Source organism: Citrobacter sp. Marseille-Q3906, assembly GCF_916618775.1.
GTDB lineage: Bacteria > Pseudomonadota > Gammaproteobacteria > Enterobacterales > Enterobacteriaceae > Citrobacter > Citrobacter murliniae.
The window spans coordinates 694,672-721,172 of sequence record NZ_CAKAKA010000002.1 but is presented as its reverse complement, the minus strand read 5'-3'; the positions used below and the strand labels follow the sequence as shown (position 1 = coordinate 721,172).

Here is a 26,501-nt window from a genome sequence, read left to right as displayed (position 1 = left end):
TAAAAGGTCGGTTTAGCCGACCTTTTTTGTGGATCGGGGTTAAGAATTTAATCCTCGATCATTCGCGCATATTCTTCCGTCAGGAAATCCACCAATGCGCGTACCGACGGCAATAATCCCCGGCGTGATGGAAAGACTGCGTGAATAATCTCTCGCTTAGGTTCCCACCCGTCCAGTAATGCCACCAGTTCACCCGCCGCTAATTGATCTTTTACCATCAGTTGCGGAAGTTGAACAACACCAACTCCCGCTATCGCCGCTTCGCGTAATGCCAGCATATCAGTAGTAATCATACGCGGCGTAAAATGAACCTCCGCACGCGCGCCCTGTGGTCCAAATAACTCCCAGCGATGAACATGTTTACCGGATGCCAGACTCAGGCCCGGCCAGCGAGTCAGGTCTGCTGGAGAGTGTAAAGCGCCCATTTGAGCTATTAATGTCGGGCTGGCATACAGCCGATGTCCCCTGTCCGCAAGCACCCGCATGACCAGATCGCTGTCCTCAAAAGGGCGTGGCCTGACGCGAATCGCAACATCCAGACCTTCCCCTACGACATCAACCCGTCGGTTCGTGGCCTCAAGCTGTACCGACACATCCGGATAACGCGCCATAAACCTGGCCAGCATGGGACCAATATGCACATGCAGCAAAGTGACCGGACAGGTCAGTTTTACAATTCCACGCGGCTCAACCTGCAACGCGGCAATAGCATCCTGTGCCGCCTGCGCTTCCACCAGCATCGCCTTACAATGCTCGTAAAATGTCTGTCCAACTTCAGTGACATTAAATTGCCGGGTAGTTCGTTGAATCAAACGGACGCCCAGTCTCTCCTCCAGTTGCGCAATTCGTCGGCTGAGTTTTGATTTAGGTTCATCCAGCGCTCGCCCGGCAGCAGCGAATCCCCCCTCTTCGACTACATGAACAAACCACGCGAAATCATTGAGATCCAGCTTCGCCATCGCATTGTCCTATTAATGAGACTGTGAAGACTATTTTAGCGACTACTCAGCTCGCTGTCATGAATATAAGCTTATTCACATCGAGCTAATGCCCATGAGGAGACAAATATGAAACAAGTAACAGGCGTCTACACAGCACCTCGCCCACACTGGGTTGGCGATGGATTCCCGGTTCGCTCAATGTTCTCTTACCAGTCTCATGGTGAGCAGTTAAGCCCTTTCCTGCTGCTGGATTATGCCGGTCCGCATACATTCACGCCGGGTAGCGAAAAGCGCGGCGTGGGAGAGCACCCTCATCGTGGCTTTGAAACGGTGACCATTGTTTACAGTGGTGAAGTTGAACATCGCGATTCAACGGGTCGCGGCGGCGTTATCGGCCCGGGTGACGTGCAGTGGATGACGGCGGGGGCCGGGATCTTACACGAAGAGTTCCATTCGCCTGAATTTACCCGTAAAGGCGGCGAGCTGGAAATGGTACAGCTGTGGGTGAATCTGCCAGCAAAAGACAAAATGACTGCGCCGGGTTACCAGGGTATCAGCAGCGACGTCATCCCTACGGTCACCCTGCCAGATGATGCTGGTACTGTTCGCGTTATTGCGGGTAGCTATCAGGACATAAAAGGTCCGGCACATACGTTCTCCCCGTTAAATGTCTGGGATATGCACCTGCAACGCAACCATCAGGTCATGTTGCCCCAGCCTGAAGGATGGAGCACCGCACTGGTCGTACTGAAAGGAAATATTAGTGTCAACGGCACCACGCCCGCGAGTGAAGCGCAGCTAGTGGTATTAAGCCAGCAAGGTAAAACAGTACACATTGAAGCCAGCAGCGATGCCAGCGTGCTGCTTCTATCTGGCGAACCGTTGAATGAGCCGATTGTAGGTTACGGCCCGTTTGTGATGAACACGAAACAAGAAATCGCTGAAGCCGTACGCGATTTTAACTCCGGCCGCTTTGGCCAAATCTGAATCGAAGGAGAATACGATGTCCAGTCCTGCAAATTTTAATGGTTCACGCCCGGTCATTGATGTGAATGATTCGATCATGCTGCTTATCGATCACCAGAGTGGACTCTTCCAGACCGTAGGCGATATGCCAATGCCGGAACTTCGCGCTCGTGCCGCCGCGCTGGCGAAAATGGCAACTCTGGCGAAGATGCCAGTGATTACAACCGCATCTGTCCCACAAGGCCCCAATGGTCCATTGATACCGGAGATCCACGCCAACGCGCCACATGCCCAATACGTGGCGCGTAAAGGTGAGATCAACGCCTGGGATAACGAAGACTTTGTTAATGCTGTAAAAGCGACGGGGCGTAAGACTCTGATTATCGCCGGTACCATTACCAGCGTATGCATGGCTTTCCCGGCCATCAGCGCGGTTGCGGAGGGTTATAAAGTCTTCGCCGTGATCGACGCATCGGGTACATACAGTAAAATGGCGCAGGAAATCACCCTCGCGCGTGTTGTTCAGGCTGGTGTCGTACCAATGGATACCGCAGCAGTCGCCTCCGAACTGCAGGGTACATGGAACCGTGAAGACGCCGCAGAATGGGCGGAAGTGTATACAAAAGTATTCCCGGCTTATCAGTTACTGATCGAAAGCTACAGCAAAGCCCAGGAGGTCGTGACAAACGGCGAAAAACTGGACTCTCAGCGCTAATAATATTCTCCGTGCTTGTCAGAGCGAAGAATATGTACATTGCGTGACCAAACGAGTATGAACGCGTAAATTCTGCTTGACCGTTTTAGCGCAACTCCCTATAGTAGCGCCCCGTTGCCCCCCAAGCGGTCAGGCAGCAATACAATATGGTGAGGTGTCCGAGTGGCTGAAGGAGCACGCCTGGAAAGTGTGTATACGGCAACGTATCCGGGGTTCGAATCCCCGCCTCACCGCCATATTTGAAGAAGAGCTCGTACGCAAGTACGGGCTTTTTTTTCGCCTGTTGCACCCAACCAGGGGGATGAGAATCCCCGGCCGGGGTTCGACAACTGGCGCAGCCAGTTGGACAGACCGCGAACGCAGAGTGTGGGCTGCCCCAGACGGGCGAGCGAAGCGCGTCAATCCCCGCCTCACCGCCATATTTGAAGAAGAGCTCGTACTCAAGTACGGGCTTTTTTTCGCCTGTTGCGCATGTCAGATACGATGCAAGCAGCGCATCCGGAATTCTCGTTGATGAAAATGAATTATCGTCTGCTGAGCAACGTTAACACTTCATAATGGGCGGTATGAGGGAACATATCGAATATCTGCACGCGTTCAATGTGGTATTCCGACAGCTCGCGAATATCTTTTGCCATCGTTTGCGGATTACAGCTGGAATACACAATAAAACGTGGCGCCATTCTGGAGAGAAAATCACACAGTGGTTTTCCAATTCCACGACGCGGCGGATTAACCAGCACCAGATCAGGCACTTCTTCCTGCGCCGTGGCAAATTGAGTCGAGTCCAGCGCCTGGAAATGCAGGTTCTGTAGCCCGAGTTCCTGGGCAGACTGTTTTGCACAGGTAATCGCCTCTGGCGCGATTTCAATACCCGTCAGTTTCATCTGTGGCGTAGCGCAATGCAGACCAAAGCCCCCGACACCGCAAAATAGATCCCACATATGGTTAACCGGAAGCTGACGGACCCAGTTACGGGCCGTGGCATATAAACAGCTGGCCACCTCCGGGTTGGTCTGAAAGAAGCTCTGCGGGCGTATCCACAGCGGAACATCGTTGAAGCGTTCTGCCAGCGCCTGCTGTTCTGTCAGGAAGATTTCCATCTCCCCTTCCATAATCGCCATATGCACCGGCTGAATATTGGCCGTAATCACCTTCAACTGTGGCAGTTGTTCCTGCAGCCACGGCAGCGCAGTGCGCAGCTGTGCCAGTTTAGCGTCTGAACGTAAGACAAAACGCAGCATCATGCCGCCATCGAACTGACTTTCGGTTAACAGAATATATTTGAGCTCTCCCCGCTTGCGTGCAACGTTGTAAGGAGTAAGCCCTGCGCGCGCAATGAAGGGCTTTAACACTGCAAATACCGGGGAAAATGAAGTGGGATAGAGCGGGCAATCGCACAAATCCTCTGGCGTGCCGTCGCGATGCAGCATACCCAACAGAGGTTTTTCCACGCTGCCGCTGACCACCATTTTAGCTTTATTACGAAAAGCGCTTTCCGCACCACTGACCGGTGCGCACCATTCCCCGACCGAAAAATCGACCAGCAAATTCTGGAGATCGGCTGTTTTAGTGGAGAGTTGATCGCCAACTGGCTGTGTTATCCACTGACAGGAACGACAGCGTCCGGCGTCATAAAGTGCGCACTGCATACGGAAACCTTCAAATTAACAGGGGCGAAGATTATACACGTTATTGCAAACGGAAGAACCGCCGACTGGACGCAGGAACAAAGAGAAGCAGCAACACCAGCATATCCGGCAATTTTTGCATCACCAGCGTGTGGAATATTTCGCGCTTAGACTCCCCTGCGATACTGAACAGTTCCGGATACCCGTAACCGAGTGACGCCGCCCACAGGTAACCTGAGGCAATCACCTGGGTAAGCAAGTAGAGCCAGCGTGCCCAGTTACGTCCTTTCCCCAGGGAGAATGCACAGTAAATTTCAATAAAAACCAGCACCAGGCTGCTCAAAAATACCAGCGTCAAATCCCAGGTCTGCACGCTGCGATGAATAAACTCGCTCGTCCCACGAACGCCAAGCGTATTAAAAATCATCAACAGATCGAGGCAACGGATCATGATAATAGCAAGCGCCGCCACCTGCACCAGAGCAGGTACGTTCAGGCGTGCATGTGATGTGGATGATTTCTTAAAAAATCCCAACGCGTCGTCTTCCGTGAAAACGGTGCAACGGGAAACGCTGCACCGTGTAGACAGGTTGGCAGATTTTAGTTTTTTCAGCTGCGTCTTGCACGCTGGATATCGCGTAACCGCTGTTTTTCTGTTCGCGCCATCAGATACCACGCGATAAATCCGATAATTCCTACCACACCAAGGATGAGCGTAGCCAACGCGTTAATCTCCGGATTGACCCCCATACGTACGCTGGAGAACACCAGCATTGGCAGGGTCGTCGCTCCCGGACCAGACACAAAACTGGCGATCACCAGATCATCCAACGACAGCGTGAAGGCCAACAACCAACCGGAAATTACCGCTGGCATAATCATCGGCAACGTGATGACAAAAAAGACCTTCACCGGCGTCGCACCAAGATCCATCGCCGCTTCTTCAATTGAGTGATCCAGTTCGCGCAAACGCGAAGAGATAACCACCGCAACATACGCCGTACAGAACGTGACGTGCGCCAGCCAGATGGTCAACATGCCACGATCCGCAGGCCAGCCAATCGCATGTGCCATTGCCACAAACAACAACAACAAAGATAAACCGGTAATGACATCCGGCATAACCAGTGGTGCGGTAATCATAAAGGCAAAACCATTAGATCCACGGAAACGACCAAAACGCACCATCACGACAGCGGCAATAGTACCGAGGATCGCCGCCATCGTCGCAGCACAAGCTGCAATCGTTAAGCTCATACCAACTGCACTTATCATCGCAGTATCGTGGAATAGCTCGCCGTACCAGCGCGTTGACCAACCAGCCCATACCGTCACCAGTTTGGAGCTGTTGAACGAATAGATAACCAACATCAACATCGGTGCGTACAGGAAGGTAAATCCCAACACCAGAATAAAAATACGCCACGGCGAGCGAACGACCGGTAAGTTATTCATCCGTGTTCCCCCACGCTTTTTTGCTGATATTTATGGAACCACATGATCGGCACAATCAGTAACAGCAGCATAATAATGGCGACAGCGGATGCCACCGGCCAGTCACGATTGTTGAAAAACTCCTGCCACAACACGCGACCAATCATAATGCTGTCCGGGCCACCAAGCAGCTCAGGGATCACGAACTCTCCCACCGCCGGAATAAACACCAGCATTGATCCGGCGATGATCCCTCCCTTGGTCAACGGCACAATCACGCTAAAGAAGGTTTTCAACGGTCTGGCTCCCAAATCCAGCGCAGCTTCCACCAGCGAATAATCAATGCGCGTTAATGCGGTGTATATTGGCAGCACCATAAATGGCAAATAGGCATAAACAATCCCAATATAAACTGCCAGATTGGTATGCAGGATCGTCAGTGGCTGATCGATAACGCCGAGCCACATCAGGAAATTATTCAATACCCCGTTATTTTTCAGGATCCCCATCCAGGCATACACGCGAATCAAAAAAGAGGTCCAGGACGGCAGGATCACCAGCAATAGCAAAATATTACGCGTTGACGGTTTACTGTGCGCCACGGCCCATGCCAATGGATAGCCCAGCAACAAGCAACAGATCGTCGAAATCCCCGCCACCTGCAAAGACTGCAGATAAGCATCAAAATAGAGCGGATCGTCCGTTAGCTGCAGGAAGTTGCCCAGATTGAGCGTAATGGATAATTGGTCATCAGCCCAGCCTACAAGGTCAGTATACGGGGGAATAGCCCGCGCCATCTCTGACAGGCTGATCTTAAAAACAATCAAAAACGGCAACAAAAACAGGAGCACCAGCCAAACATACGGCAGCGCAATCACCAGCTTGCGCCCGTGCTTCATCTGCATCCGCGACATAAACAGCGTGAAACGGCCCGCTTTGTCCACACGAGCCGGAGGTTCAAGTGTACTCATCTTCACTCCTTAAACCGTCAACACCACACAGCTGTCCGCATCCCAACACAAACGTACTTCATCGCCCCAGGTCGGTAGCCCCTTGCGATAGCGATGTTCGTTTTGTAACTGGGCGCTCAACATCTGGCCGCTTTTTAAACGTACGTGGTATACAGACAAATCACCGAGATAGGCAATGTGTACGACTTCGCCCACCGCAAAGTTATAGCCATCAGCCGGAGGGGCTTCACAGAGCATGATTTTTTCCGGGCGCAGCGCAACATACACTGGCACGTTATCAACAATGGAAACATCGGCATCCACTTTCAGCGGATGAACCAACCCAGGGGAGTCAATAACCAGACCATCTTCCTGACGATCTTTCAGTAGACCTTCAAAAACGTTTACTGAGCCGATAAATTCCGCGCTGTAACGCGTGGTCGGATGCTCATATATTTCTTCAGGCTCGCCGATTTGCACAAACTTGCCACGATTCATAATCGCAATGCGACCCGCCATCGTCATGGCTTCTTCCTGATCGTGTGTCACCATCACGCAGGTAACCCCTACACGCTCGAGGATATCAACCACTTCCAGTTGCATACGGTCACGTAGTTTCTTATCCAGCGCCCCCATCGGCTCATCCAGCAGCAACAGCTTCGGACGTTTTGCCAGGCTTCGCGCCAGCGCCACACGCTGACGCTGACCGCCGGAAAGCTGGTGCGGTTTGCGTTTGGCAAATTCCTGCATATGCACCAGGCCTAACATCTCGTTCACGCGACTGGTAATTTCAGCTTTCGGCAACTTGTCCTGCTTAAGGCCAAAGGCAATGTTCTGCTCCACCGTCATGTGCGGAAACAGCGCGTAGGACTGAAACATCATATTTATCGGGCGCAGATAAGGCGGGACATGCGCTAAATCAACACCATCCAGCATAATTTGCCCGGTAGTCGGCAGTTCAAACCCCGCCAGCATGCGTAGCAGAGTCGATTTGCCGCAGCCGGATGCGCCAAGCAGGGCAAATATTTCACCTTTATAGATTGTGAGGCTGACATCATCGACGGCGTGCTGGCCATCAAATGACTTGGTCAGGTTACGAATTTCAAGGAGCGGGGTCAGCGCTTTACGGGTCTTCGCCTGTGGGCGGGAGGTTGCATCATTCACTCAAGTGCTCTCCGGCATAAAACAAAAAAACGGTGCAAATAACGCACCACAATGGTGCGTATTGCCGGGTTATACGTGTTCGGGTATCAATGCAGCCCCGGCGGGCACAAGTACCGCCGGGTCATGTCCCAAACATCGGGTTATTTCCCGCTTTTCACCTTCGTCCAGGCACGGGTACGTACACGATCGATCTTCGGATCCTGCACTTTCAGCGTGAACATCTTGGCTCTTACATCCGCAGGTGGATAGATACCCGGATTGTCCCGAACCTCAGGGCTGACCAACGCCGTCGCTTCTTTGTTAGCATTCGCGTAGAACACGTGATCGGAAATATGGGCAATCACATCCGGACGCAGCAGGTAGTTGAGGAACTGATATGCTTCATCTTTGTTTTTAGCATCCGCAGGCATCGCAAAAACGTCGAAGAACGCCATCGCCCCTTCTTTTGGAATTGAGAAGGAAATATTGACACCATTTTTCGCTTCCTTAGCACGGTTAGCGGCCTGCCATACATCCCCTGCCCAGCCGATTGCTACGCAGGTATCGCCGTTAGCCAGATCGTTAATGTATTGAGAAGAGTGGAAGTAGCGAATGTTCGGACGCAGCTTCAACAGCAGGTCCGTCGCCGGCCCGGTGTAATCATCTGCTTTGGTACTGTTTGGATCTTTCCCCAAATAATTCAGCACAGTAGCAAATACTTCTTCGGGCGCATCCAGGAAAGAAACACCGCAGCTTTTAAGTTTTTCAAGATTTTCCGGTTTAAGGATCAGATCCCAACTATTAACCGGAGCATCAGCCCCCAGCACCGCTTTAACTTTATCCACGTTGTAACCAATACCGGTGGTTGCCCACATATACGGCATGGCAAACTTATTGTCAGGATCGTGTTTCGCTACCAGTTTCAGCAGTTCGGGATCGAGGTTCTTCCAGCCAGGAAGTTTACTTTTATCCAGCGGCTGAAATACTCCCGCAGTGAGTTGACGCTCAAGAAAGCTGGCTGAAGGTACCACCAGATCAAAACCGGTGCTGCCAGCCATCAGCTTACCTTCCAGCACCTCGTTGGAGTCGAATACGTCATAAACCACTTTAATCCCGGTCTCTTTTTCAAAATTCGCCACCGTATCCGGAGCGATATAATCAGACCAGTTATAAATATGCAGTGTTTTTTGTTCAGCAGCGAGCGTGCCGGCAGAGATAGCCATCAGAGCACCCGCAACCAGGCCTGATAACCATTTTTTATTTAAGGCGGTCATAATCTCTTTCCTTCTGAAAGTTCGTTAACAAACGAACAAAAAAGTCACACTCCACGATATGCAAGAAATGTGCATATTTTTTCATTGGGCACCGATGAGAAGAAGGGCTTCTCCCCATGCCGCTATGGCTCGCTGATCAACGCGAAATCATTCACTATGCATAGTGGCTATAAGTCAGCTCACAGGGGCAGATGAAGGATGACGTTTAAGAGCCTCGCAAGAATAACTTTAGCCAGGATTCAAGGATATAGCTCAGATTAAAAAACGTCTTTTATCAATTTTTTATGCAGGTTTTGTCTATGACATAAAGCGGAAGGCAAAGAATTGAAGTGAATAATTCTTTAATAAAAGGTTAAATGCAGAATAAAAAAATGCAATACGCAACCGCTATGGCAGCGGCTGCGTTAAATGTGTCACTGCTAAGAAAGAATTAATGGAGGAAATGGTTTTCGGTGCTGCTATTTTGCGCATCTTCTTCGGCGTTAAACAACAGCTGGTGTGCCCCGGCCTCAAGGATCACCATCGATATCTGCTCTTCACTCTGACGAACAAAACATTCAAACTGCTCGAAAGTCACGCCAGGCATAACGGATAAAGACTGGCAAACCACCAGCTTTGGCAGATTATCATCCTGCATATCTAAAAACGCTTTCACCGTCAGCGAACTGGCATTAATAGCAGACAGATCGGCCGCAAGCGGCAGCAGTGCAGAAGGTCTGACTTCCGCCATTGCAGAGAACAGAATGACGTTATCTACCAAATCAATTTTCGCATCAAAGATGCCGTCGAAGTTCTGCATGTGTGGTAAATGCAGCGCCTGACAGGTATCGCATTCAAAAAAACTCATGCCCAGGTCGTCGAGCCATTGACGCAACGTATCCAGAGTGGGAACGACCAGTGATGTCATAATAATGTGCGACCTCTTACGATGAAAAAATTACCGGCACAGCTTACGCAAAAAGACCGTGTCATACCACGATCGCAATCGATATTGCGCTTAACCGCCGATTTTAAGACAGAATTCAGGTGTTGCGTGACGTTCGATCCACTGGATCATCCGCGCAGCAATATCTATCCCTGTAGTTTTCTCCACGCCTTCCAATCCAGGAGAAGCGTTGACTTCCATGACCAGTGGCCCGCGATCTGCGCGCAGAATATCAACCCCCGCCACATCCAGCCCCATTGTCTGAGCGGCTTTGATGGCGATCTCCCTTTCGCGAGACGTGATATTTGCAATACTGGCAACTCCGCCACGATGGAGATTAGAACGAAAATCACCATCTTTCGCCCGACGCTCAATGGCGGCCACAACCTCGTCACCTACAACGAAACAGCGAATATCGCGGCCTTTCGCTTCTTTAATATATTCCTGAACCAGTATATGAGCGTTCAACCCACGAAACGCATCCACGACGCTCTCTGCAGCCTGACGCGTTTCGGCCAGCACTACACCGATGCCCTGTGTGCCTTCGACCAACTTCACCACCAACGGTGCCCCACCGACCATATCAATCATGTCGCTGGTATCATCCGGCGAGTGTGCAATCCCGGTGATGGGGAGATCTATCCCCTGGCGCGCCAGCAGTTGTAACGAACGCAGCTTATCGCGCGCACGGGTAATTGCTACCGATTCATTCAGCGGATAGCTGCCCAGTATCTCAAACTGACGTAACGCAGCAGTTCCATAAAAAGTAATGGCCGAGCCAATCCTTGGGATGACTGCGTCAAAATGGGGTAGCTGGCGGCCCTTATAATGAATAGAAGAAGCCGCCGGGCTAATGTTCATATAGCAAGAAAGGGGATCGATAATTTCTACCAGGTGGCCGCGATGCATCGCCGCTTCACGCAGGCGTTTACACGAATAGAGCGTTCCGTCCCGGGACAAAATGGCAATTTTCACCCTGCACCTCTCTGAAAGACCTGGTAAAAGCTGACGTATCATACACCGGGTTAGAATCTTTAGCGCGTCGCCCAACCTTGTTTATGCAAATATTCCAGGATAAAGGGGCGACTTTCTTTAATGATGGTACGGCGGATGTGATCGCTCCAGGTATCGCGACGCGTGTTACTGCCACGGGTCAGATAGTACTGCGCGAGCTGTTCATCATATTGCGCCAGAATGTCCTTATCGAGCGGTTGGTACTGATTTTCATGCACGACGATTGCAGCAGGCAATCGCGGTTTGATGTCCGGGTTATCGGCAGGCCAGCCGAGACAAAGACCAAACAACGGTAAGACGTGCTGCGGGAGTTTCAGGAGCTCGGAGACTGCCTCAATATTATTGCGCAGGCCACCAATATAGACGCCTCCGAGTCCCAACGATTCCGCGGCCGTTAGCGCATTTTGCGCCATCATAGCCGTATCAACCACGCCCAGCAGCAGTTGTTCCGCCAGCCCTAACTGAGCATCCGGGCAGATCTGTAAATGACGATTGAAATCAGCGCAAAACACCCAGAACTCAGCAGCCTGGGCGACATGTTTTTGCCCTCCAGACAAGGTAACCAGCGATTCGCGCAGAGTTTTATCGGTAATCCGAATTATCGTACTGCATTGTAAAAAGCTGGAACTTGAAGTTCCCTGGGCAGCAGCAATAATCGCATCTCGTTGTGCATCCGAAATCGACTCGTCGGTGAAATGGCGAATGGAGCGGTGACCGCGAATTAAATCAATGGTTGGAGTCATCTCTTTTATCTCTGATTGAATGGGAAGTCGCGTCGGATGAACGCGACATCAACTGCGGCGCAAGCAGTCGTGCAATGCGCCACATCAACACCACCGCCGCAGGAAGCATCAGCAATACACCCAAAAAGATCATCACGACGCAGGCTACTGAGCTGTTAAACGGCGCGGGTAAGGTGAGGTAATCGTTAAGCGACAGCAACGCCAGCGCTAACAATACCATACCAATCATTTCCAGAATCAATACGCTCCTGGGTAACACACCAATTGTGCGCATAAGTGGCCTCCCGGTGAAGTGGTGCTTAGTGTATACGCTATGAATTTCGGGTTGTACTGAAGCGGCAAGCCCGTGATCTCCAGCAGCATAGATAACTCTATGGCAGGTGTGAACGGATGCAGACCACAAAATGTAGCCTGAAAGACAAAGGGTATAGACTAAGGATATCAAAGCAACAGGCTCAACCTGCTTTCCATCTATCGTAAATCGCGGCATCATAACGGTAATTCGCCATCCGGCCTGATAAGTTCGAGGAGAAAGAGATGTTTGCTGTTATTTTTGGTCGCCCAGGGTGCCCGTATTGCGTGCGCGCAAAAGAATTAGCAGAAAAATTGAGCAATGAGCATGACGATTTTAACTACCGCTACATTGATATCCACGCTGAAGGTATTACCAAAGCGGATCTGGAAAAAACGGTAGGTAAGCCTGTTGAAACCGTACCGCAGATTTTTGTCGATCAAAAACACATCGGCGGCTGCACGGATTTTGAAGCGTGGGCAAAAGAAAATGCGAACCTGTTCGCCTGATTAGTGTTTCAACGCCCTCCGCTGGAGGGCGTCGTTAGTTTTTTTTACGTCGTTGATGTTGGTTAAATAAGCTACTGATAAATAAAAAACACAATGCGCCAAGCGCGCACCAAAACACCGCACTAAACAGCCATGCCAGTTCTTGCCACAGCGAACGCGTGGGCATAAAGACGAACCGCATCAGCAACAGGCAACATGGTGCCGCCAACATTGCACCAAGAAGGGGTCTGAGCACCTCCCGACGGTGGGAGAAAAAGCTTGCCGCTGCACCTGGCAATATAAAAAACAACAACCCGACTTCAGGATGTCCAGCCGCTTTAAATGCCCCTTTCACGTTTAGCGTTAATGAAAGACACACCACAATAAAAAGCACAAAGCAGCAGATCGCACCCGCCCAACCTTGCTTATGTTTCAACCGTTCCTCCTGACTTTTTCTCTATCGAACACTCTTTTCGCCCAAAGGCGTCCAGTCAGATAAAGTTACTCGGCATTCCATGCCAAAAACACACCCACACGATTCTTATAGCCGTTGATACGTAATGAGATTAAACTAGCCACATATATTGTTATGCTGCTTTTATTTGGGGCTGTATACGAAGCTGTCGCCCCTTAATTTCTGGCAAAAACATTAGCGTAAATTGCCATTTCTTTCAATAGCTTACTAGTAAACAAGAAGTTAGCCTCCGTGAATATAAACGTCGCAGATTTGTTAAATGGGAATTACATCCTGTTATTATTTGTGGTCCTGGCGCTGGGCCTGTGTCTGGGTAAATTACGTCTGGGCTCAGTCCAACTCGGTAATTCCATTGGCGTTTTGGTAGTCTCCCTATTATTAGGGCAGCAGCACTTTAGTATTAACACTGATGCATTAAATCTCGGCTTTATGCTGTTTATTTTTTGTGTCGGAGTGGAAGCGGGTCCCAACTTTTTTTCCATTTTTTTTCGCGATGGTAAAAATTACCTAATGCTTGCTCTGGTAATGGTCGGTAGTGCAATGCTGATCGCCCTGGGGCTGGGTCGGCTATTTGGCTGGGACATCGGCCTGACAGCCGGTATGCTGGCTGGCTCAATGACCTCCACACCTGTGCTGGTAGGCGCAGGCGACACATTGCGGCATTCAGGAATGGCAGGTACGCAGCTGTCAAGTGCCCTTGATAATCTGAGTCTGGGTTACGCCCTCACCTATCTTATTGGACTGGTCAGCCTGATCGTCGGCGCACGCTACCTGCCGAAACTGCAACATCAGGATCTGCAAACCAGCGCACAACAAATCGCACGTGAACGCGGTCTGGACACTGACGCTAACCGTAAGGTGTATCTGCCCGTGATTCGGGCCTATCGTGTCGGTCCGGAACTGGTCGCATGGGCTGACGGTAAAAATCTCCGTGAGCTGGGCATCTATCGCCAGACTGGTTGTTATATTGAACGCATCCGTCGCAACGGCATTTTGGCGAATCCTGATGGTGACGCAGTGCTACAAATGGGTGATGAGATTGCACTGGTGGGTTACCCGGATGCGCATGCCCGCCTCGACCCAAGTTTTCGTAATGGCAAAGAGGTGTTCGATCGCGATCTGCTCGATATGCGTATCGTCACCGAAGAGATTGTTGTCAAAAACCACAATGCCGTCGGTCGTCGTCTGGCGCAGTTGAAACTAACCGATCACGGCTGCTTCCTTAACCGCGTGATCCGCAGCCAAATTGAGATGCCAATCGATGACAACGTTGTACTCAATAAAGGCGACGTGTTGCAGGTCAGTGGTGATGCCCGTCGTGTCAAAACCATTGCTGATCGTATCGGCTTTATTTCAATCCATAGTCAGGTGACCGACCTCCTTGCCTTCTGCGCCTTCTTTATCATCGGTCTGATGATCGGGATGATCACCTTCCAGTTCAGTAATTTCAGCTTCGGCATTGGGAATGCAGCCGGATTACTGTTCGCCGGGATCATGCTTGGCTTCTTGCGCGCCAACCATCCTACGTTTGGCTATATTCCGCAGGGTGCGCTGAATATGGTGAAAGAGTTTGGCCTGATGGTATTTATGGCAGGCGTCGGTTTAAGCGCTGGCAGCGGTATTGGCAACGGCCTCGGTGCCGTGGGTGGTCAAATGCTGATTGCCGGTTTGATTGTCAGTCTGGTTCCGGTGGTTATCTGCTTCTTGTTTGGTGCTTACGTATTGCGTATGAACCGCGCCCTGTTGTTTGGGGCCATGATGGGAGCGCGTACCTGTGCTCCGGCAATGGAAATCATCAGCGACACGGCGCGCAGTAACATTCCGGCCTTAGGTTATGCGGGCACTTATGCAATTGCTAACGTCCTGCTGACGCTGGCAGGGACACTTATTGTCATTGTCTGGCCAGGCCTCGGTTAAGACTGATAATTATCCTTAAGTGAAAATTTTTTGCAGGTAAGCAGAACTTTTCTTCAAGGTGTCAGTCATAACTATTGCCACTGCTTTTCTTTGATGTCCCCAATTTGTGGAGCCCATCAACCCCGCCGTTTTGGTTCAAGGTTGATGGGTTTTTTGTTGCCTGAAATTCAGGGCCTTTCTAATCAGCTACTTATGAACCACCTTTGAGCTTGATGGCGACAAAGTGGCGACAGCGCTTTTGTTATGGCGGCACCAGACGTAAAAAAAACCGCCAGCGGCGGGTCAGTATCAGTAAGCAAATTGTTCCTGCATACCTTTTGGATGAGGCGGTGCTGCGCTGATTTTTTGAGGACGGCATACTGCGCGCACAAAAGTCTCATGCGTTACGAAGGTATGCCCACATTCGATGTTAGTGCACTGGTTGTATCGTTCTGGAAACCTAGAAGATACTGGATTTATGCTCGGTCATATATATAATCCCCCTAGACATATTATTTGTATAAAAAACAATCCATTAATGAATAATTACTATATCACTACCTTACTTGCCTGAATCACATGTCACATAACAGACTCCAGGTCAGATTTGGTTAAACGTTTCTTTGAAATTAGCAAATGCGTATGTTATATTTCTACGTCATACAATAACTTAGTTATACTATTATGTTTAAATTTTTTAATCATTTTATTCTTTGTAAAACAACAGAAGTAAAAATTAAAGCATATCTTTTTGATATTATATTTTTATTATTATTACTTTACTTATCAAGTAAAACTTTAATTCCTATTCAAGGTGACATTTCATTAGGAAATATAATACAAAGAGTCATAAATTTCACATGGTTATCGTCTCCGCTGTTGTTTCTCTATTTTTTATTAAGAGCATGTAGATTACCTGTATTGTTATGTTCTTATTTGTTATTTTCAATAATAATTATTATATCATTTATAAATGATACTAAAATAGCATTAACAAATGAACCACTATCTTTCAATGATATTATATCCGGTGTTAACCTAACCGTAGCGAGTAGATACCTGACTTTATGGCCTCTTTTAGCAGGTATATCTCTCACCTTAGGTGTTGTAATCTCGACATTCTTAAGTAAAAGAATAATCACAACGCGTACAAATTATATTTGTATTTTATTTTGTCTCATTGTAAGTTTTCCTTATTCATTTTCCCCTTATGCGGAAGTAATATTTGGAAAAGACAGTAATATTAGTCAAAGTATAACAAAGCAAGCCATAAAACATGATGTCGTATATTTTTCATGGGATCCACTTGGTAACGTTAAAACTCATGGATTACCAATGCATTTAATCCAAACGAGTGTTAGAAAGTCTATTCCAAAAACAACAGATACTGAGCGAGAATTATACTTAAGGGAAAAGGAAAGTCTAACGTCCTTAATTACGAAGCATAAAACCATAATTTATATTTTGTGCGAATCATGTTGGTACGATGAAAAGAACTTTAAAGACAACTTTATTCCTCTTTTTAATCAAGGCTATACAGGGTTTCGTGCGATATCACCCGTATATGGTGCAGGAACAGCAAATGCCGAGTTTGAAATGTTAACAGGCCTTCCAAGTAATTCAGATGTGCTATCCGGGATAATTTACCAAGAATATGCTGAAGCTATAAAACAAAATGCTGATTCGTTAGCAAGCGCATTAAGACTTAAAGGATTCGATACATTTGCCGCCCATAACAACAATAAGACTTTTTGGCGCAGAAATGTTATTTATGAGAAATTTGGTTTTGATAAATTTGAAAGTCTATCGGAAATGGGCGATTTACCACAAAAGTATGCTAGTACTAAACAACCATGGCAATGGCAAGCGGATGACTATTTGCTCTATAATGCAGCATTACAAGCGATAAAAAAATCCAATGCTAACGGGAACAACATTTTCTTGAATCTGATTACAATGTCAACACACGGTCCTTTCCAACATAATAATGATTCAGGCGAAGGTGTATATACTTACGAAGTACACGAAGCTATTGAAAGGCTTGCACAATTCTCTGCTAATGTGGAGGAAATTGATCCTGATGCTATCATTGTAGTTTATGGCGATCATAAACCAGCTCTTAATAAATTTTTTTATGATGCAGGTGTATTTTCACCAACACTTTTCACTAAGACAGGAGCGAAAGATGAAGACTTTGAGTTTAAACCAGGATTGACACCTAAAGATTACGGAGATGTACCCGTGCTGATAAAAGCAAAAGACAAGAACACCGTCCAAAAATTAATAACAGAAGCAAATAATCGACCTTTCTTTTGCGTATCGGCACTTATTGATAAAAACTTTATACAATCTGGCTTAGTTTCTTTTAATTATAATCTAGAAAACTACTGCAATAATAAAGATGACGTCGATTATAAAAAAGTCAACATGACTCCACCATGGATATACTCAATGGCGCTTTTTAATAATTGAGTTTCAATACTCAAGGAACTATCACATTCTGGCTTGATATATCTTCAAGCCAGAACTGGAGATAAATGTTATTGATTAGACAGGAAAACCCATTTTTTAAATGGAGTTTTTAATGCCATTTATTCACGTATCTTGCAAACATTGATCATTTTCTTCAAAAATAATCTGGAAATTCTGCAAAGTAGCGGCAAGAGTTGGCATTCCCCCCATAATCCGCGCAATTTGCAGCATGCCGTTTATGGCACATACTTTTGATTGATGCTTTCTGGTGATGGAGATTCATAATGTTGCTTTCAGGCAAAAACGTAGTGATCTTCGGCGGAAGTGGCGCGATCGGTAGTACGGTTGCACGCACTATGGCGCGTGAAGGGGCGAATGTGTTCCTTGGTGCACGTAGCAAGGGAAAGCTAGACTGCGCTGCCGACAGTATCCGCATGGCCGGTGGCACGGCTGAAATCTTCATCGTCGATGTACTTGACGAACAGTCCACAACTCAACATATTGCACAACTGGCTCAGCAAGCCGGTGGTATTGACGTGGTGGTAAACGCAACTGGCTTTATGCACGAACAGGGCAAAAGAATAGAAGCGTTATCTCTGGCTGAGTTTATGAGTGGCATCACCCCTTTTCTCTCCGCACAATTCAATATATCAAAGGTCGTCACTCCGTATATGGGCGGTGAACGTGCAGGCAGTATTATCACCGTCGTAGCTCCTGCGGCACCGATGGCAATGCCAGGACATCTGGGCCACATCGTTGGCTGCGCGGGAACCGAAGCCTTTATTAAAGCGCTCGCCAGTGAACTCGGCCCACAGAATATTCGAGTCCTCGGCGTGCGATCGCATGCAATTGTGGATGCGGTACAGGCCGGCTCTTACACAGAGGAAATATTCACCACAAAAGCTCAGTCAATGGGGTTAACCGTGGAACAATGGCTGGGTGGCGCCGCACAAAGCACTATGCTCAAACGTCTGCCCACTCTGTTACAAATCGCCGAAGTTATAACATTTCTGGCATCAGATCATGCCAGTGCAATGACTGCTACGGTGGTGAATGTAACAAGTGGCGCTACCGCCAGCTAATGTAGCTCTTCCCCCTCACACCGTATGTTGCTCCGTTATCCTGTGCACTGCCGGGCGTGAACAGAGCGCAATACCAAAGACGATAACCAGCGCACTGACCAGATGATACGAATGTAGCGTCACATGCAAAAATACCACGCTAAGTAATCCTCCACTCAAAGGGATCAGGTGTGAGTATATTTCTCCACGCGTGGCCCCGATGGCGCTAATGCCTTTGTTCCAGAGTAAATACGACAGCCAGGACGGAAAAATAATAAGGTACATGACCCCGGAAATAACTGCAGAATTCACATAACCACTCCAGTCCGGAACACCATCACGCATCAGTTCTATAGCTAGCACCGGAAGAAGAACAATTGCGCCTATCAGTGCACTCACAGCGACGAATGCATTTCCCTTAACCTCACGAGGTTTAATTCGCAGAAAAGCACAGTAGACGGCCCAACTAAGCGCTGAGCCCATAGTCCAGAAATCGCCCTGGTTCAGATGACTAAACACCTCCGGATGCATCAGATTACCCTGCAATATTAGCCAGATAACGCCAACAGTACTGAGTATCACACCAGCAATATTACGCAAAGAGATCCTCTCCTTGAAAAAGAGTTTATTGATTAGCAGGACTATTGCTGGTGTGGTCGACATATAAATCGCCGCATTCAGAGATGTCGTATATTGTAGGCCGATGTACAAGGTCAACGGAAAAAGGACCTGACCACATAACGCGAGGAAAACGATAGTACTCATGTTTTTTTTCATCGCCGGCCACTGCTCTGTAACCTGGCGAAAATAAAGCGTCATCAATAATAGTGCGGTAGCTATCCAGCGCACCGCAGATAAAACAACAGGATTAACGTCAGCGACCAGTATGTGGCCGATTACATAATTCCCGCCCCAAAAACAGGCTGCCAGACTGAGTAAAATATAGGGCATAAATAAGCCTTTTTGTTACATTCACGGTATAACAACAAGGCTACGGCGGTGTCCGAATGAATGCTAATATAACGTTTTCATCCATGTGCATAGATTAAAACTATGAAATTCACGCTAAGGCAACTTGAGTTTTACATCGCGCTCGCCGAAACATTACAAATTTCCAAAGCAGCAGCACGTTGTCATATCTCTCAGTCATCGATGACCATCGCCATGCGGAACCTGGAAGAAGCATTAGATGCACAATTATTTGTACGATATCCCAAAGGTGTGAAGCTAACCGCTGAGGGTGAGCGCTTTCTGGCTCATGCCTGTAACATCATCAACAGTAGCCGGGCCGCCGTTGACGCCCTGCATGACAGGAGTGATCTCCTCTGCGGTACGGTGCGTATTGGGGTTGCCGAAACGCTCTCCGCCTATCTTATCCCGGATATACTTGATGACATTGAACGCCGTTTTCCGCTACTGGAGATCATTTTTCATGAAGATACAGCGCCAGAGTTAGTTCAGGCGCTGCGACAAAAGAACGTTGATTTTTGCCTGCTACTGACTTCGAATATCAGCCACGACGCTGACCTGAAAATCGAAACCTTCATTCGCTCACAACGACGCCTGTGGAGCTCAATCGGGCACCCGTTGCAAAGCCAGCCAGCAATCCGTCTGAAAGATGTCGTGAAGCTACCGTTTTTACTGCTGGAAACCGACAAGTATCCCGACGTCATCACAGACTACTGGCAACAGCGTGGCTACGCGCCTGACATCTGTTTTCGCAGTAATTCTTTTGAGGCGATACGCAGCCTGGTCGCCAAAGGCAGAGGAATAACTATTTTGTCAGATCTGGTATATCGCCCCTGGTCGCTGGACGGATTACGCGTCATGCGCAGAACGATTGATGATTTTATTACGTATATGGATGTCGGGACCGTGACAAATGCGAATCAACCGCTGACAACAGAAACCCGGAGAGTCATCGACTTTTTACGTCAGGCGATTACCCGCCTCGACAGTTCGTTTTAAGAAAATCACGCCTGCGGCAGCCCTGCAATACGTTCAACCATAACCAGAATATCTTCTCGACGCAGTGGCGTTTTATCCGTCACAAAGTGCAGAGTCATCCCTTCAATAAACGCATCCAGAGCCCGAGCCGTGGCCGGATCGAACCACTGCTCTAACGTTTGCTGACTGCGTAGCATCCAGTTTTGCATCACCATTTTCAGTGCTGGTTTTCGGCTGGCAAAAGCATAAAGCTGGTACATTAGCTCCATATTGTCCGGCGTGGTGACCTGTGAACTGTAGATCATACTGGTAATGGCATGACAGGCCTGCGACGCATTTGAAACGTCATCAAAGAATGCCTGATATTGCTGCGACATGGTTTCAGTGAAACGACCAAATGCCGCCATTAAAAGCTCATCCATTCCCGAAAAGTAATAAGTCATAGAACCCAAGGGTACCTGAGCAATTATTGCGATTTTGCGGTGTGTAACCGCATGAATACCATGGGTTATTATCGCTTCCAGAGTAGCCTGAACTATTTTTTCCCGCCGTTGCGGATCGTTCGCGCGTCGCACTGTATTTCCTCTGAGTACATTTATGTACAAATGTACACAACCTTGCTAATGTTGTCTTCTTTCCTCTTCTCTTTGGCTCGAATTCATGACAGGCATCTCATCACGCAAAGCCCTAAGACGCCGTACCTGGGCGCTATTCACATTCTTCTTTTTACCAGGATTATTAATGGCTTCCTGGGCAACGCGTACCCCAGCCATCAGAGATATCCTCTCCATTTCCACTGCGGAAATGGGCGCAGTATTGTTTGGACTCTCTATTGGTTCGATGAGTGGCATTCTATGTTCGGCCTGGCTGGTGAAACGATTTGGCACACGAAAGGTGATTCGCACCACCATGTCTTGCGCAGTCACAGGAATGATGGTCCTCAGCCTGGCGCTATGGTTGCACTCACCATGGTTTTTTGCATTTGGTTTGGCCGTATTTGGTGCCAGCTTTGGTGCCGCAGAAGTTGCCATTAACGTTGAAGGCGCGGCAGTTGAGCGCGAAATGAACAAAACCGTTCTGCCGATGATGCATGGCTTTTACAGTCTGGGAACTCTTGCCGGTGCCGGCGTCGGGATGATTCTTACCGCCCTTAGCATACCGGCGACTGTACATATTCTGCTGGCGGCGGTAGTCACGATTACCCCAATATTCATCGCCATAAAAGCCATTCCTGACGGCACGGGCAAAAATGCCACCGACGGATCTCATTCGAGCGAAAAGGGGCTACCTTTTTACCGTGATATCCAGTTGTTGCTCATCGGCGTAGTGGTTCTGGCAATGGCTTTTGCCGAGGGTTCCGCCAACGACTGGCTTCCTCTATTGATGGTGGACGGACATGGCTTTAGCCCGACATCCGGTTCATTGATTTATGCCGGTTTTACGCTGGGAATGACCGTCGGACGGTTCACTGGCGGCTGGTTTATCGACCGTTACAGCCGCGTCGCTGTCGTACGTGCCAGCGCGCTAATGGGGGCGCTTGGGATTAGCCTGATTATTTTTGTTGATAGCTCGTGGTTAGCGGGCGTTTCCGTCATCCTGTGGGGACTTGGCGCATCGCTTGGCTTCCCACTGACTATTTCGGCGGCCAGTGATACCGGTCCCGATGCCCCAACCCGCGTGAGCGTGGTTGCGACTACCGGCTACCTGGCCTTCCTGGTTGGACCGCCGCTGTTGGGCTATCTGGGTGAACACTACGGATTACGCAGCGCAATGTTAGTCGTGCTGGCACTGGTGCTGGTAGCGGCTATCGTGGCGAAAGCTGTCGCCAAACCAGATTCAAAAACTCAAACTGCGATGGAGAACGGCTAATGGGTATCAAGTTAATTGCGGTAGATATGGACGGTACTTTTTTAAGTGACCAAAAGACCTACAACCGTGAGCGGTTCATGGCGCAGTATCATCAGATGAAAAAACAAGGGATCCGCTTTGTTGTCGCCAGCGGTAACCAGTATTACCAGTTAATCTCCTTTTTCCCCGAACTGGCTCACGAAATCTCATTTGTGGCGGAAAACGGCGGCTGGGTGGTCAGCGAAGAGGAAGATGTATTTAACGGTGAGCTGGCAAAGGATGATTTTGATGTCGTCGTGGAACATTTGTTGACGCGAACGGACATCGACATTATTGCCTGCGGGAAAAGCAGCGCCTACACACTGAAGCAATACAGTGATGAACTAAAATCGGTCGCGGCTATGTACTATCATCGTCTTGAATTTGTAGATAACTTTGACAACATCAACGACGTATTCTTCAAATTCGGGTTGAATATCTCAGACGATCGCATCCCCCAGGTTCAGGAGGACCTCCATAACGCAATTGGCGATATTATGGTTCCGGTTCATACGGGCTACGGCAGCATTGATTTAATTATTCCAGGAGTGCATAAGGCAAACGGTCTGCGTCTGCTACAAAAACGCTGGAATATTACCGACGATGAAGTCGTGGTATTTGGCGATGGTGGAAATGATATTGAGATGCTGCGCCAGGCGGGCTTTAGTTTTGCGATGGCAAACGCCAAAGACACGGTGGTCGCGGCGGCAAAATATCGCGCGGGTTCAAATAACGAAGAAGGCGTGCTGGATATTATCGATCGTGTGCTCAAAAACGAAGCGCCGTTTACACAATAATCTCTTAGCACGGACGGCAACAAAACGTTGGGATGATCTCTTCATAATCCGCATCAAATTAACCCGCTGGATAATTACCTCCAGTGAACATTTCAGGTGAACTGATGATGAAGAAAAGTGTACTGATGGCAGCATTGTTGCTGGGGGTTGCGGGAACGACAATGGCGCAGAGCGTAACCGTTGATGTGCCAGACGGGTATAAAGTGGTGGTGGTCCCTTCTTCCGTGAGTGTTCCACAGGCGGTAAGCGTCACGACCGCACCGCAAACGGTCTATGTTGCACCGGCCCCCGCACCTGCTCCCGTTTATCGTGCGCATCCTTATGCACGTCATGTTGCCAGCGTTGGCGAAGGGATGATTATCGAACATCAAATCGACGACCATCACTAACGCTTTCAATGCCTGATAGCGAACAACTATCAGGCATTGAATTCCTATCCTTCCCGGGAATCTCCGACCCGTTTATCCTTCAGGAAGATAAACATCAGGACCAGCCAAATTATACCGCTTGCCAGATTAAACAGGCTAAACAAGCCGTTTCCACCGATCAGATACGCATGTTTGCTCAACTCAATACCGACGGTAAAAATCAGCATCTGTAGCATGCCCATTGCGGCTGAAACAGTCCCTTTGCTCATTTCGCTGGCAAACAGTGTCAGGCGCACCAGACCTGCATTCGCCACACCTATACCAAAAGCATAAATACTCAAACCTGCCGTCATCCACAGATAAGCATGGGAAGAAACCACCGTGGCTGCCGCAGCGATAATCAACCCCACAGCAACTGGCCAACCGCCCAGAATAATCAGCGATCGTACTGTGCGCCGCGAAGTCAGACGAGCCAGCACCAGATTCCCGGCAATCAGCGCACCAAAAATCGGCACCTGTAACAGACCATATTCATAGCTGCTGAGATGTTCACCACTAATAATGATAATCGGGGACTGCGCAATCCAGGCCAGTAACGGCAGGCTGACAAAGCCCAGCGCCAGTGCTCCGGCGACAAAACGCACGTTTTTAAGCACCAGTTTGTAATCTTTGCCAAGCTCTTTAATGGATAGCTTTTCACCCAGACGGGTTGCCGTTTCAGGCATCGCGCGCTGTAAGCCAAAAAAGGCGATGGCCGCCAGTGCCGCAAACAGAACAAACATCCCTTCCCACGGAAGAACATGCACCCAGGCGGCTCCGACTAACGGCCCCAACAAAGGTGCAATCAGCGCCACATTCGCCATGAGTGCGGTAATTTTAATACAGACCGCCTCTTCAAAGGATTCCTGAATTGCGGCATAGCCCACCGCGCCAATAAAGCACAGGCTGATCCCTTGCAAAAAACGCAGGAAGGTAAATTGCTCAATATTCTGCGCAAACAGCGTCGCCAGGCAGGTAATAATGAACCAGACAACACCGGTTAACATCACCGGGCGACGGCCTATGCGATCCGACAGCGGCCCAAGCAGCCATTGCAAAAACATGCCACCAGCCAGATAAGCAGTCATGGAAGTTGGAACCCAATCTAATCCAGCCTGATATTGCTCCACTACTGCCAACATTCCGGGCTGGATCATATCGTTACCGATATAAGTAGAGAATTCGTAAAGCACCAGACAGAGAGGGAAAAGTAATGCCTGACGCCCCAAACGGGCGCCTGAAGATAAACGGTTCTGCATGCAGTCTCTTAACAAATGAAAAAACGCGCAAAGTGTAATAAATGCGCCGAACTGGTGATAGTGAATTATGTGAATTGAAAGCAAAATGCGCACATTTTTACACTCGTTTTCACAATATCCTCCCGCGTTAAGGTTAATTTAAGTTGAAGTCGTTATCATGGTGATTAAATCTCAATAGCTGTATTAAAACTCTTCATTTAACAGATAAATAAGACAAAACCACTTTTTCTCAGGTGGCCGCGATTTTATGATCTGTCTGATACGGATATGAGGCGCATTGCTCGCCCTTTTTTTAAACACTGTACTGAGTCTGGATGTTATGCTGGAAAATCTGAATAACTCGCTTTTTTACCTGATCAACGCCACGCCAGACTCTGCGCAGTGGGCGATCTCACTTGCCATTTTTATCGCCAAAGATCTGATCAATATCGTACCGATATTAGCCGTTGTACTCTGGCTTTGGGGCCCGCGTAGCCGTGTTATCATTCAGCGTCAGTTGGTTATAAAAATGGCGATCGCGCTGATCGTCGGTTTAACCATTTCGTGGCTGATGGGCCATCTGTTCCCACACGATCGTCCGTTCGTTAATCATATCGGTTACAACTTCCTGCACCATGCGCCAGATGACTCTTTCCCAAGCGATCACGGTACGGTCATTTTTACCTTTGCGCTGGCGTTTTTGTTCTGGCATCGCCTCTGGTCTGGCGCACTGTTGATGGTCATCGCTGTCGCAATTGCCTGGTCGCGGGTTTACCTCGGCGTACACTGGCCGCTGGATATGCTGGGCGGATTGCTGGCAGGCCTGATCGGCTGCCTGAGTGCACAGATGATCTGGCAACGATTTGGCGCCCCTCTGTATAACGGTTTGCAAGCGTGCTATCGCACCTGCTTCGCCCTGCCCATCCGTAAGGGCTGGGTGCGTGACTAACCCTTGGTAAAAAGAGTAGTATTAGGCGCGCGATACTGATCGCATACTCTATTCATCAGGGGAAATATGGAAACACGACGCGACGAGCGTATTGGTCAATTGCTGCAGGCACTGAAACGCAGCGATAAATTACACCTTAAAGAAGCCGCGACGCTGTTGGGCGTATCTGAGATGACCATCCGTCGCGATCTGAACAATAACAATGCCCCTGTGGTATTGCTTGGGGGTTATATTGTTCTGGAACCCCGCAGCGCCAGCCACTACCTAATCAGCGACCAAAAATCCCGCCTGGTGGATGAAAAACGGCGCGCCGCGCAGCAGGCTGCAAGCCTCGTTCAGGCGCATCAGACAATTTTTTTTGACTGCGGTACAACTACGCCGTGGATCATCGAAGCGATAGATAATGAACTGCCCTTCACAGCTATCTGTTACTCGCTGAATACGTTTCTGGCACTACAGGAAAAACCACAGTGTCGCGTCATCCTGTGTGGGGGTGAATTCCATGCCAGCAACGCGATTTTCAAACCACTCGATTTCCAGGAAACACTGAATAACCTGTGCCCGGATATTGCCTTTTACTCCGCCGCTGGCGTTCATATTGACAAGGGCGCGACCTGTTTTAACCTGGAAGAGTTACCGGTTAAACATTGGGCGATGTCGATGGCGCAATATCACGTTTTGGTGGTAGATCACAGTAAATTTGGCAAGGTGCGTCCCGCACGGATGGGAGAATTAAAACGCTTTAATACCATCATCAGTGATAACCGTCCTGACGATGAATTTGTTAATTACGCTAAAGCACAGCATATTAAGCTGATGTATTGATGGGATTTGCCGGACAGCGATAACGCCATCC

28 protein-coding genes and 1 tRNA gene are annotated in these 26,501 nt (G+C 48.8%); 13 read left to right on the top strand and 16 right to left on the bottom strand.

The window, feature by feature from the left end:
- Nucleotides 1-47 precede the first annotated feature (47 nt).
- Nucleotides 48-959, bottom strand: coding sequence for a LysR family transcriptional regulator (locus tag LG384_RS07690; protein WP_045441243.1), 912 nt, complete (start codon nucleotides 957-959; stop codon nucleotides 48-50).
- Nucleotides 960-1,067: 108 nt separating this feature from the next.
- On the opposite strand from LG384_RS07690, the gene LG384_RS07685 reads away from it, so the two are divergent.
- The 3 genes from LG384_RS07685 to LG384_RS07675 all read left to right on the top strand — a co-directional run bounded on the left by LG384_RS07685 (nucleotide 1,068) and on the right by LG384_RS07675 (nucleotide 2,858).
- A complete protein-coding gene (locus LG384_RS07685) occupies nucleotides 1,068-1,928 on the top strand; it encodes a pirin family protein (protein WP_045441242.1) in 861 nt (286 codons plus the stop codon).
- A gap of 16 nt (nucleotides 1,929-1,944) precedes the next feature.
- Nucleotides 1,945-2,622, top strand: coding sequence for an isochorismatase family protein (locus tag LG384_RS07680; protein WP_045441241.1), 678 nt, complete (start codon nucleotides 1,945-1,947; stop codon nucleotides 2,620-2,622).
- 148 nt (nucleotides 2,623-2,770) lie between these two features.
- Nucleotides 2,771-2,858: transfer RNA gene (locus LG384_RS07675), tRNA-Ser, on the top strand.
- 288 nt (nucleotides 2,859-3,146) lie between these two features.
- On the opposite strand, the gene rlmC is transcribed toward LG384_RS07675, so the two are convergent.
- From rlmC to LG384_RS07625, 10 genes are all read right to left on the bottom strand, one after another.
- Nucleotides 3,147-4,274 (bottom strand): 23S rRNA (uracil(747)-C(5))-methyltransferase RlmC, encoded by a 1,128-nt coding sequence (gene rlmC / locus LG384_RS07670; protein ID WP_045441240.1) that lies wholly within the window; start codon nucleotides 4,272-4,274, stop codon nucleotides 3,147-3,149.
- A gap of 40 nt (nucleotides 4,275-4,314) precedes the next feature.
- Nucleotides 4,315-4,842 carry a YbjO family protein gene (locus tag LG384_RS07665; protein ID WP_225761289.1) on the bottom strand — a complete coding sequence of 176 codons (528 nt, stop codon included), beginning with the start codon at nucleotides 4,840-4,842 and terminating at the stop codon, nucleotides 4,315-4,317.
- Nucleotides 4,843-4,862: 20 nt separating this feature from the next.
- On the bottom strand, nucleotides 4,863-5,708 hold the full coding sequence (gene potI / locus LG384_RS07660; RefSeq protein ID WP_045441238.1) for a putrescine ABC transporter permease PotI: 846 nt from the start codon (nucleotides 5,706-5,708) through the stop codon (nucleotides 4,863-4,865).
- Nucleotides 5,705-6,658 (bottom strand): putrescine ABC transporter permease PotH, encoded by a 954-nt coding sequence (gene potH / locus LG384_RS07655; RefSeq protein WP_045441237.1) that lies wholly within the window; start codon nucleotides 6,656-6,658, stop codon nucleotides 5,705-5,707. Before potH ends, potI begins: the two co-directional genes overlap by 4 nt.
- A gap of 9 nt (nucleotides 6,659-6,667) precedes the next feature.
- Nucleotides 6,668-7,801 carry a putrescine ABC transporter ATP-binding subunit PotG gene (gene potG / locus LG384_RS07650; RefSeq protein WP_048221773.1) on the bottom strand — a complete coding sequence of 378 codons (1,134 nt, stop codon included), beginning with the start codon at nucleotides 7,799-7,801 and terminating at the stop codon, nucleotides 6,668-6,670.
- 140 nt (nucleotides 7,802-7,941) lie between these two features.
- On the bottom strand, nucleotides 7,942-9,054 hold the full coding sequence (gene potF, locus LG384_RS07645; protein WP_045441235.1) for a spermidine/putrescine ABC transporter substrate-binding protein PotF: 1,113 nt from the start codon (nucleotides 9,052-9,054) through the stop codon (nucleotides 7,942-7,944).
- Nucleotides 9,055-9,484: 430 nt separating this feature from the next.
- The gene (locus LG384_RS07640; protein ID WP_045441234.1) at nucleotides 9,485-9,961 is read right to left on the bottom strand and encodes a YbjN domain-containing protein; all 477 of its coding nucleotides are present in this window, start codon (nucleotides 9,959-9,961) and stop codon (nucleotides 9,485-9,487) included.
- 90 nt (nucleotides 9,962-10,051) lie between these two features.
- A complete protein-coding gene (gene rimK / locus LG384_RS07635; protein ID WP_045441233.1) occupies nucleotides 10,052-10,954 on the bottom strand; it encodes a 30S ribosomal protein S6--L-glutamate ligase in 903 nt (300 codons plus the stop codon).
- A 59-nt stretch (nucleotides 10,955-11,013) separates the two neighbouring features.
- The gene (gene nfsA, locus LG384_RS07630) at nucleotides 11,014-11,736 is read right to left on the bottom strand and encodes a nitroreductase NfsA (RefSeq protein ID WP_045441232.1); all 723 of its coding nucleotides are present in this window, start codon (nucleotides 11,734-11,736) and stop codon (nucleotides 11,014-11,016) included.
- Nucleotides 11,720-12,010 carry a DUF1418 family protein gene (locus LG384_RS07625; protein WP_048221774.1) on the bottom strand — a complete coding sequence of 97 codons (291 nt, stop codon included), beginning with the start codon at nucleotides 12,008-12,010 and terminating at the stop codon, nucleotides 11,720-11,722. The genes nfsA and LG384_RS07625 overlap by 17 nt, the downstream gene beginning before the upstream one ends.
- A 263-nt stretch (nucleotides 12,011-12,273) precedes the next feature.
- Between LG384_RS07625 and LG384_RS07620 the strand changes: the two genes are divergently transcribed.
- Entirely contained in the window at nucleotides 12,274-12,537 is a 264-nt protein-coding gene (locus tag LG384_RS07620) for a GrxA family glutaredoxin (RefSeq protein ID WP_045441230.1), read from the top strand.
- A 34-nt stretch (nucleotides 12,538-12,571) separates the two neighbouring features.
- On the opposite strand, the gene LG384_RS07615 is transcribed toward LG384_RS07620, so the two are convergent.
- Nucleotides 12,572-12,952 (bottom strand): inner membrane protein YbjM, encoded by a 381-nt coding sequence (locus LG384_RS07615; RefSeq protein WP_045441229.1) that lies wholly within the window; start codon nucleotides 12,950-12,952, stop codon nucleotides 12,572-12,574.
- Between the two features lie 270 nt (nucleotides 12,953-13,222).
- On the opposite strand from LG384_RS07615, the gene LG384_RS07610 reads away from it, so the two are divergent.
- Nucleotides 13,223-14,908 (top strand): aspartate:alanine antiporter, encoded by a 1,686-nt coding sequence (locus LG384_RS07610; RefSeq protein ID WP_045441228.1) that lies wholly within the window; start codon nucleotides 13,223-13,225, stop codon nucleotides 14,906-14,908.
- A gap of 288 nt (nucleotides 14,909-15,196) precedes the next feature.
- Here the strand turns inward: LG384_RS07610 and LG384_RS07605 are convergent, their stop codons facing one another.
- On the bottom strand, nucleotides 15,197-15,367 hold the full coding sequence (locus tag LG384_RS07605; RefSeq protein WP_225761288.1) for an ogr/Delta-like zinc finger family protein: 171 nt from the start codon (nucleotides 15,365-15,367) through the stop codon (nucleotides 15,197-15,199).
- 204 nt (nucleotides 15,368-15,571) lie between these two features.
- Between LG384_RS07605 and LG384_RS07600 the strand changes: the two genes are divergently transcribed.
- Nucleotides 15,572-17,359 carry an LTA synthase family protein gene (locus LG384_RS07600; protein WP_225760698.1) on the top strand — a complete coding sequence of 596 codons (1,788 nt, stop codon included), beginning with the start codon at nucleotides 15,572-15,574 and terminating at the stop codon, nucleotides 17,357-17,359.
- Between the two features lie 284 nt (nucleotides 17,360-17,643).
- A complete protein-coding gene (locus LG384_RS07595) occupies nucleotides 17,644-18,441 on the top strand; it encodes an SDR family NAD(P)-dependent oxidoreductase (RefSeq protein ID WP_225760697.1) in 798 nt (265 codons plus the stop codon).
- A 15-nt stretch (nucleotides 18,442-18,456) separates the two neighbouring features.
- On the opposite strand, the gene LG384_RS07590 is transcribed toward LG384_RS07595, so the two are convergent.
- The gene (locus LG384_RS07590; RefSeq protein ID WP_225760696.1) at nucleotides 18,457-19,371 is read right to left on the bottom strand and encodes a DMT family transporter; all 915 of its coding nucleotides are present in this window, start codon (nucleotides 19,369-19,371) and stop codon (nucleotides 18,457-18,459) included.
- 102 nt (nucleotides 19,372-19,473) lie between these two features.
- Between LG384_RS07590 and LG384_RS07585 the strand changes: the two genes are divergently transcribed.
- Entirely contained in the window at nucleotides 19,474-20,388 is a 915-nt protein-coding gene (locus LG384_RS07585; RefSeq protein WP_045441225.1) for a LysR family transcriptional regulator, read from the top strand.
- Between the two features lie 5 nt (nucleotides 20,389-20,393).
- On the opposite strand, the gene LG384_RS07580 is transcribed toward LG384_RS07585, so the two are convergent.
- Nucleotides 20,394-20,942, bottom strand: a complete 549-nt coding sequence (locus LG384_RS07580; RefSeq protein WP_045441224.1) for a TetR/AcrR family transcriptional regulator — start codon at nucleotides 20,940-20,942, stop codon at nucleotides 20,394-20,396.
- 85 nt (nucleotides 20,943-21,027) lie between these two features.
- Between LG384_RS07580 and LG384_RS07575 the strand changes: the two genes are divergently transcribed.
- The 3 genes from LG384_RS07575 to LG384_RS07565 all read left to right on the top strand — a co-directional run bounded on the left by LG384_RS07575 (nucleotide 21,028) and on the right by LG384_RS07565 (nucleotide 23,440).
- A complete protein-coding gene (locus tag LG384_RS07575) occupies nucleotides 21,028-22,236 on the top strand; it encodes an MFS transporter (RefSeq protein ID WP_045441223.1) in 1,209 nt (402 codons plus the stop codon).
- Nucleotides 22,236-23,051 (top strand): Cof-type HAD-IIB family hydrolase, encoded by an 816-nt coding sequence (locus LG384_RS07570; protein ID WP_200041977.1) that lies wholly within the window; start codon nucleotides 22,236-22,238, stop codon nucleotides 23,049-23,051. The genes LG384_RS07575 and LG384_RS07570 overlap by 1 nt, the downstream gene beginning before the upstream one ends.
- A gap of 107 nt (nucleotides 23,052-23,158) precedes the next feature.
- On the top strand, nucleotides 23,159-23,440 hold the full coding sequence (locus LG384_RS07565) for a hypothetical protein (protein WP_045449517.1): 282 nt from the start codon (nucleotides 23,159-23,161) through the stop codon (nucleotides 23,438-23,440).
- A 44-nt stretch (nucleotides 23,441-23,484) separates the two neighbouring features.
- On the opposite strand, the gene LG384_RS07560 is transcribed toward LG384_RS07565, so the two are convergent.
- Nucleotides 23,485-24,717: an MFS transporter gene (locus LG384_RS07560; protein WP_048221778.1), complete on the bottom strand. Its 1,233-nt coding sequence runs from the start codon at nucleotides 24,715-24,717 to the stop codon at nucleotides 23,485-23,487.
- A gap of 319 nt (nucleotides 24,718-25,036) precedes the next feature.
- On the opposite strand from LG384_RS07560, the gene ybjG reads away from it, so the two are divergent.
- Complete coding sequence (gene ybjG, locus LG384_RS07555; RefSeq protein WP_200010699.1) at nucleotides 25,037-25,645, top strand: undecaprenyl-diphosphate phosphatase; 609 nt, start codon at nucleotides 25,037-25,039, stop codon at nucleotides 25,643-25,645.
- Between the two features lie 66 nt (nucleotides 25,646-25,711).
- The gene (deoR, locus tag LG384_RS07550; protein ID WP_045441219.1) at nucleotides 25,712-26,470 is read left to right on the top strand and encodes a DNA-binding transcriptional repressor DeoR; all 759 of its coding nucleotides are present in this window, start codon (nucleotides 25,712-25,714) and stop codon (nucleotides 26,468-26,470) included.
- The last annotated feature ends 31 nt before the right edge of the window (nucleotides 26,471-26,501 follow it).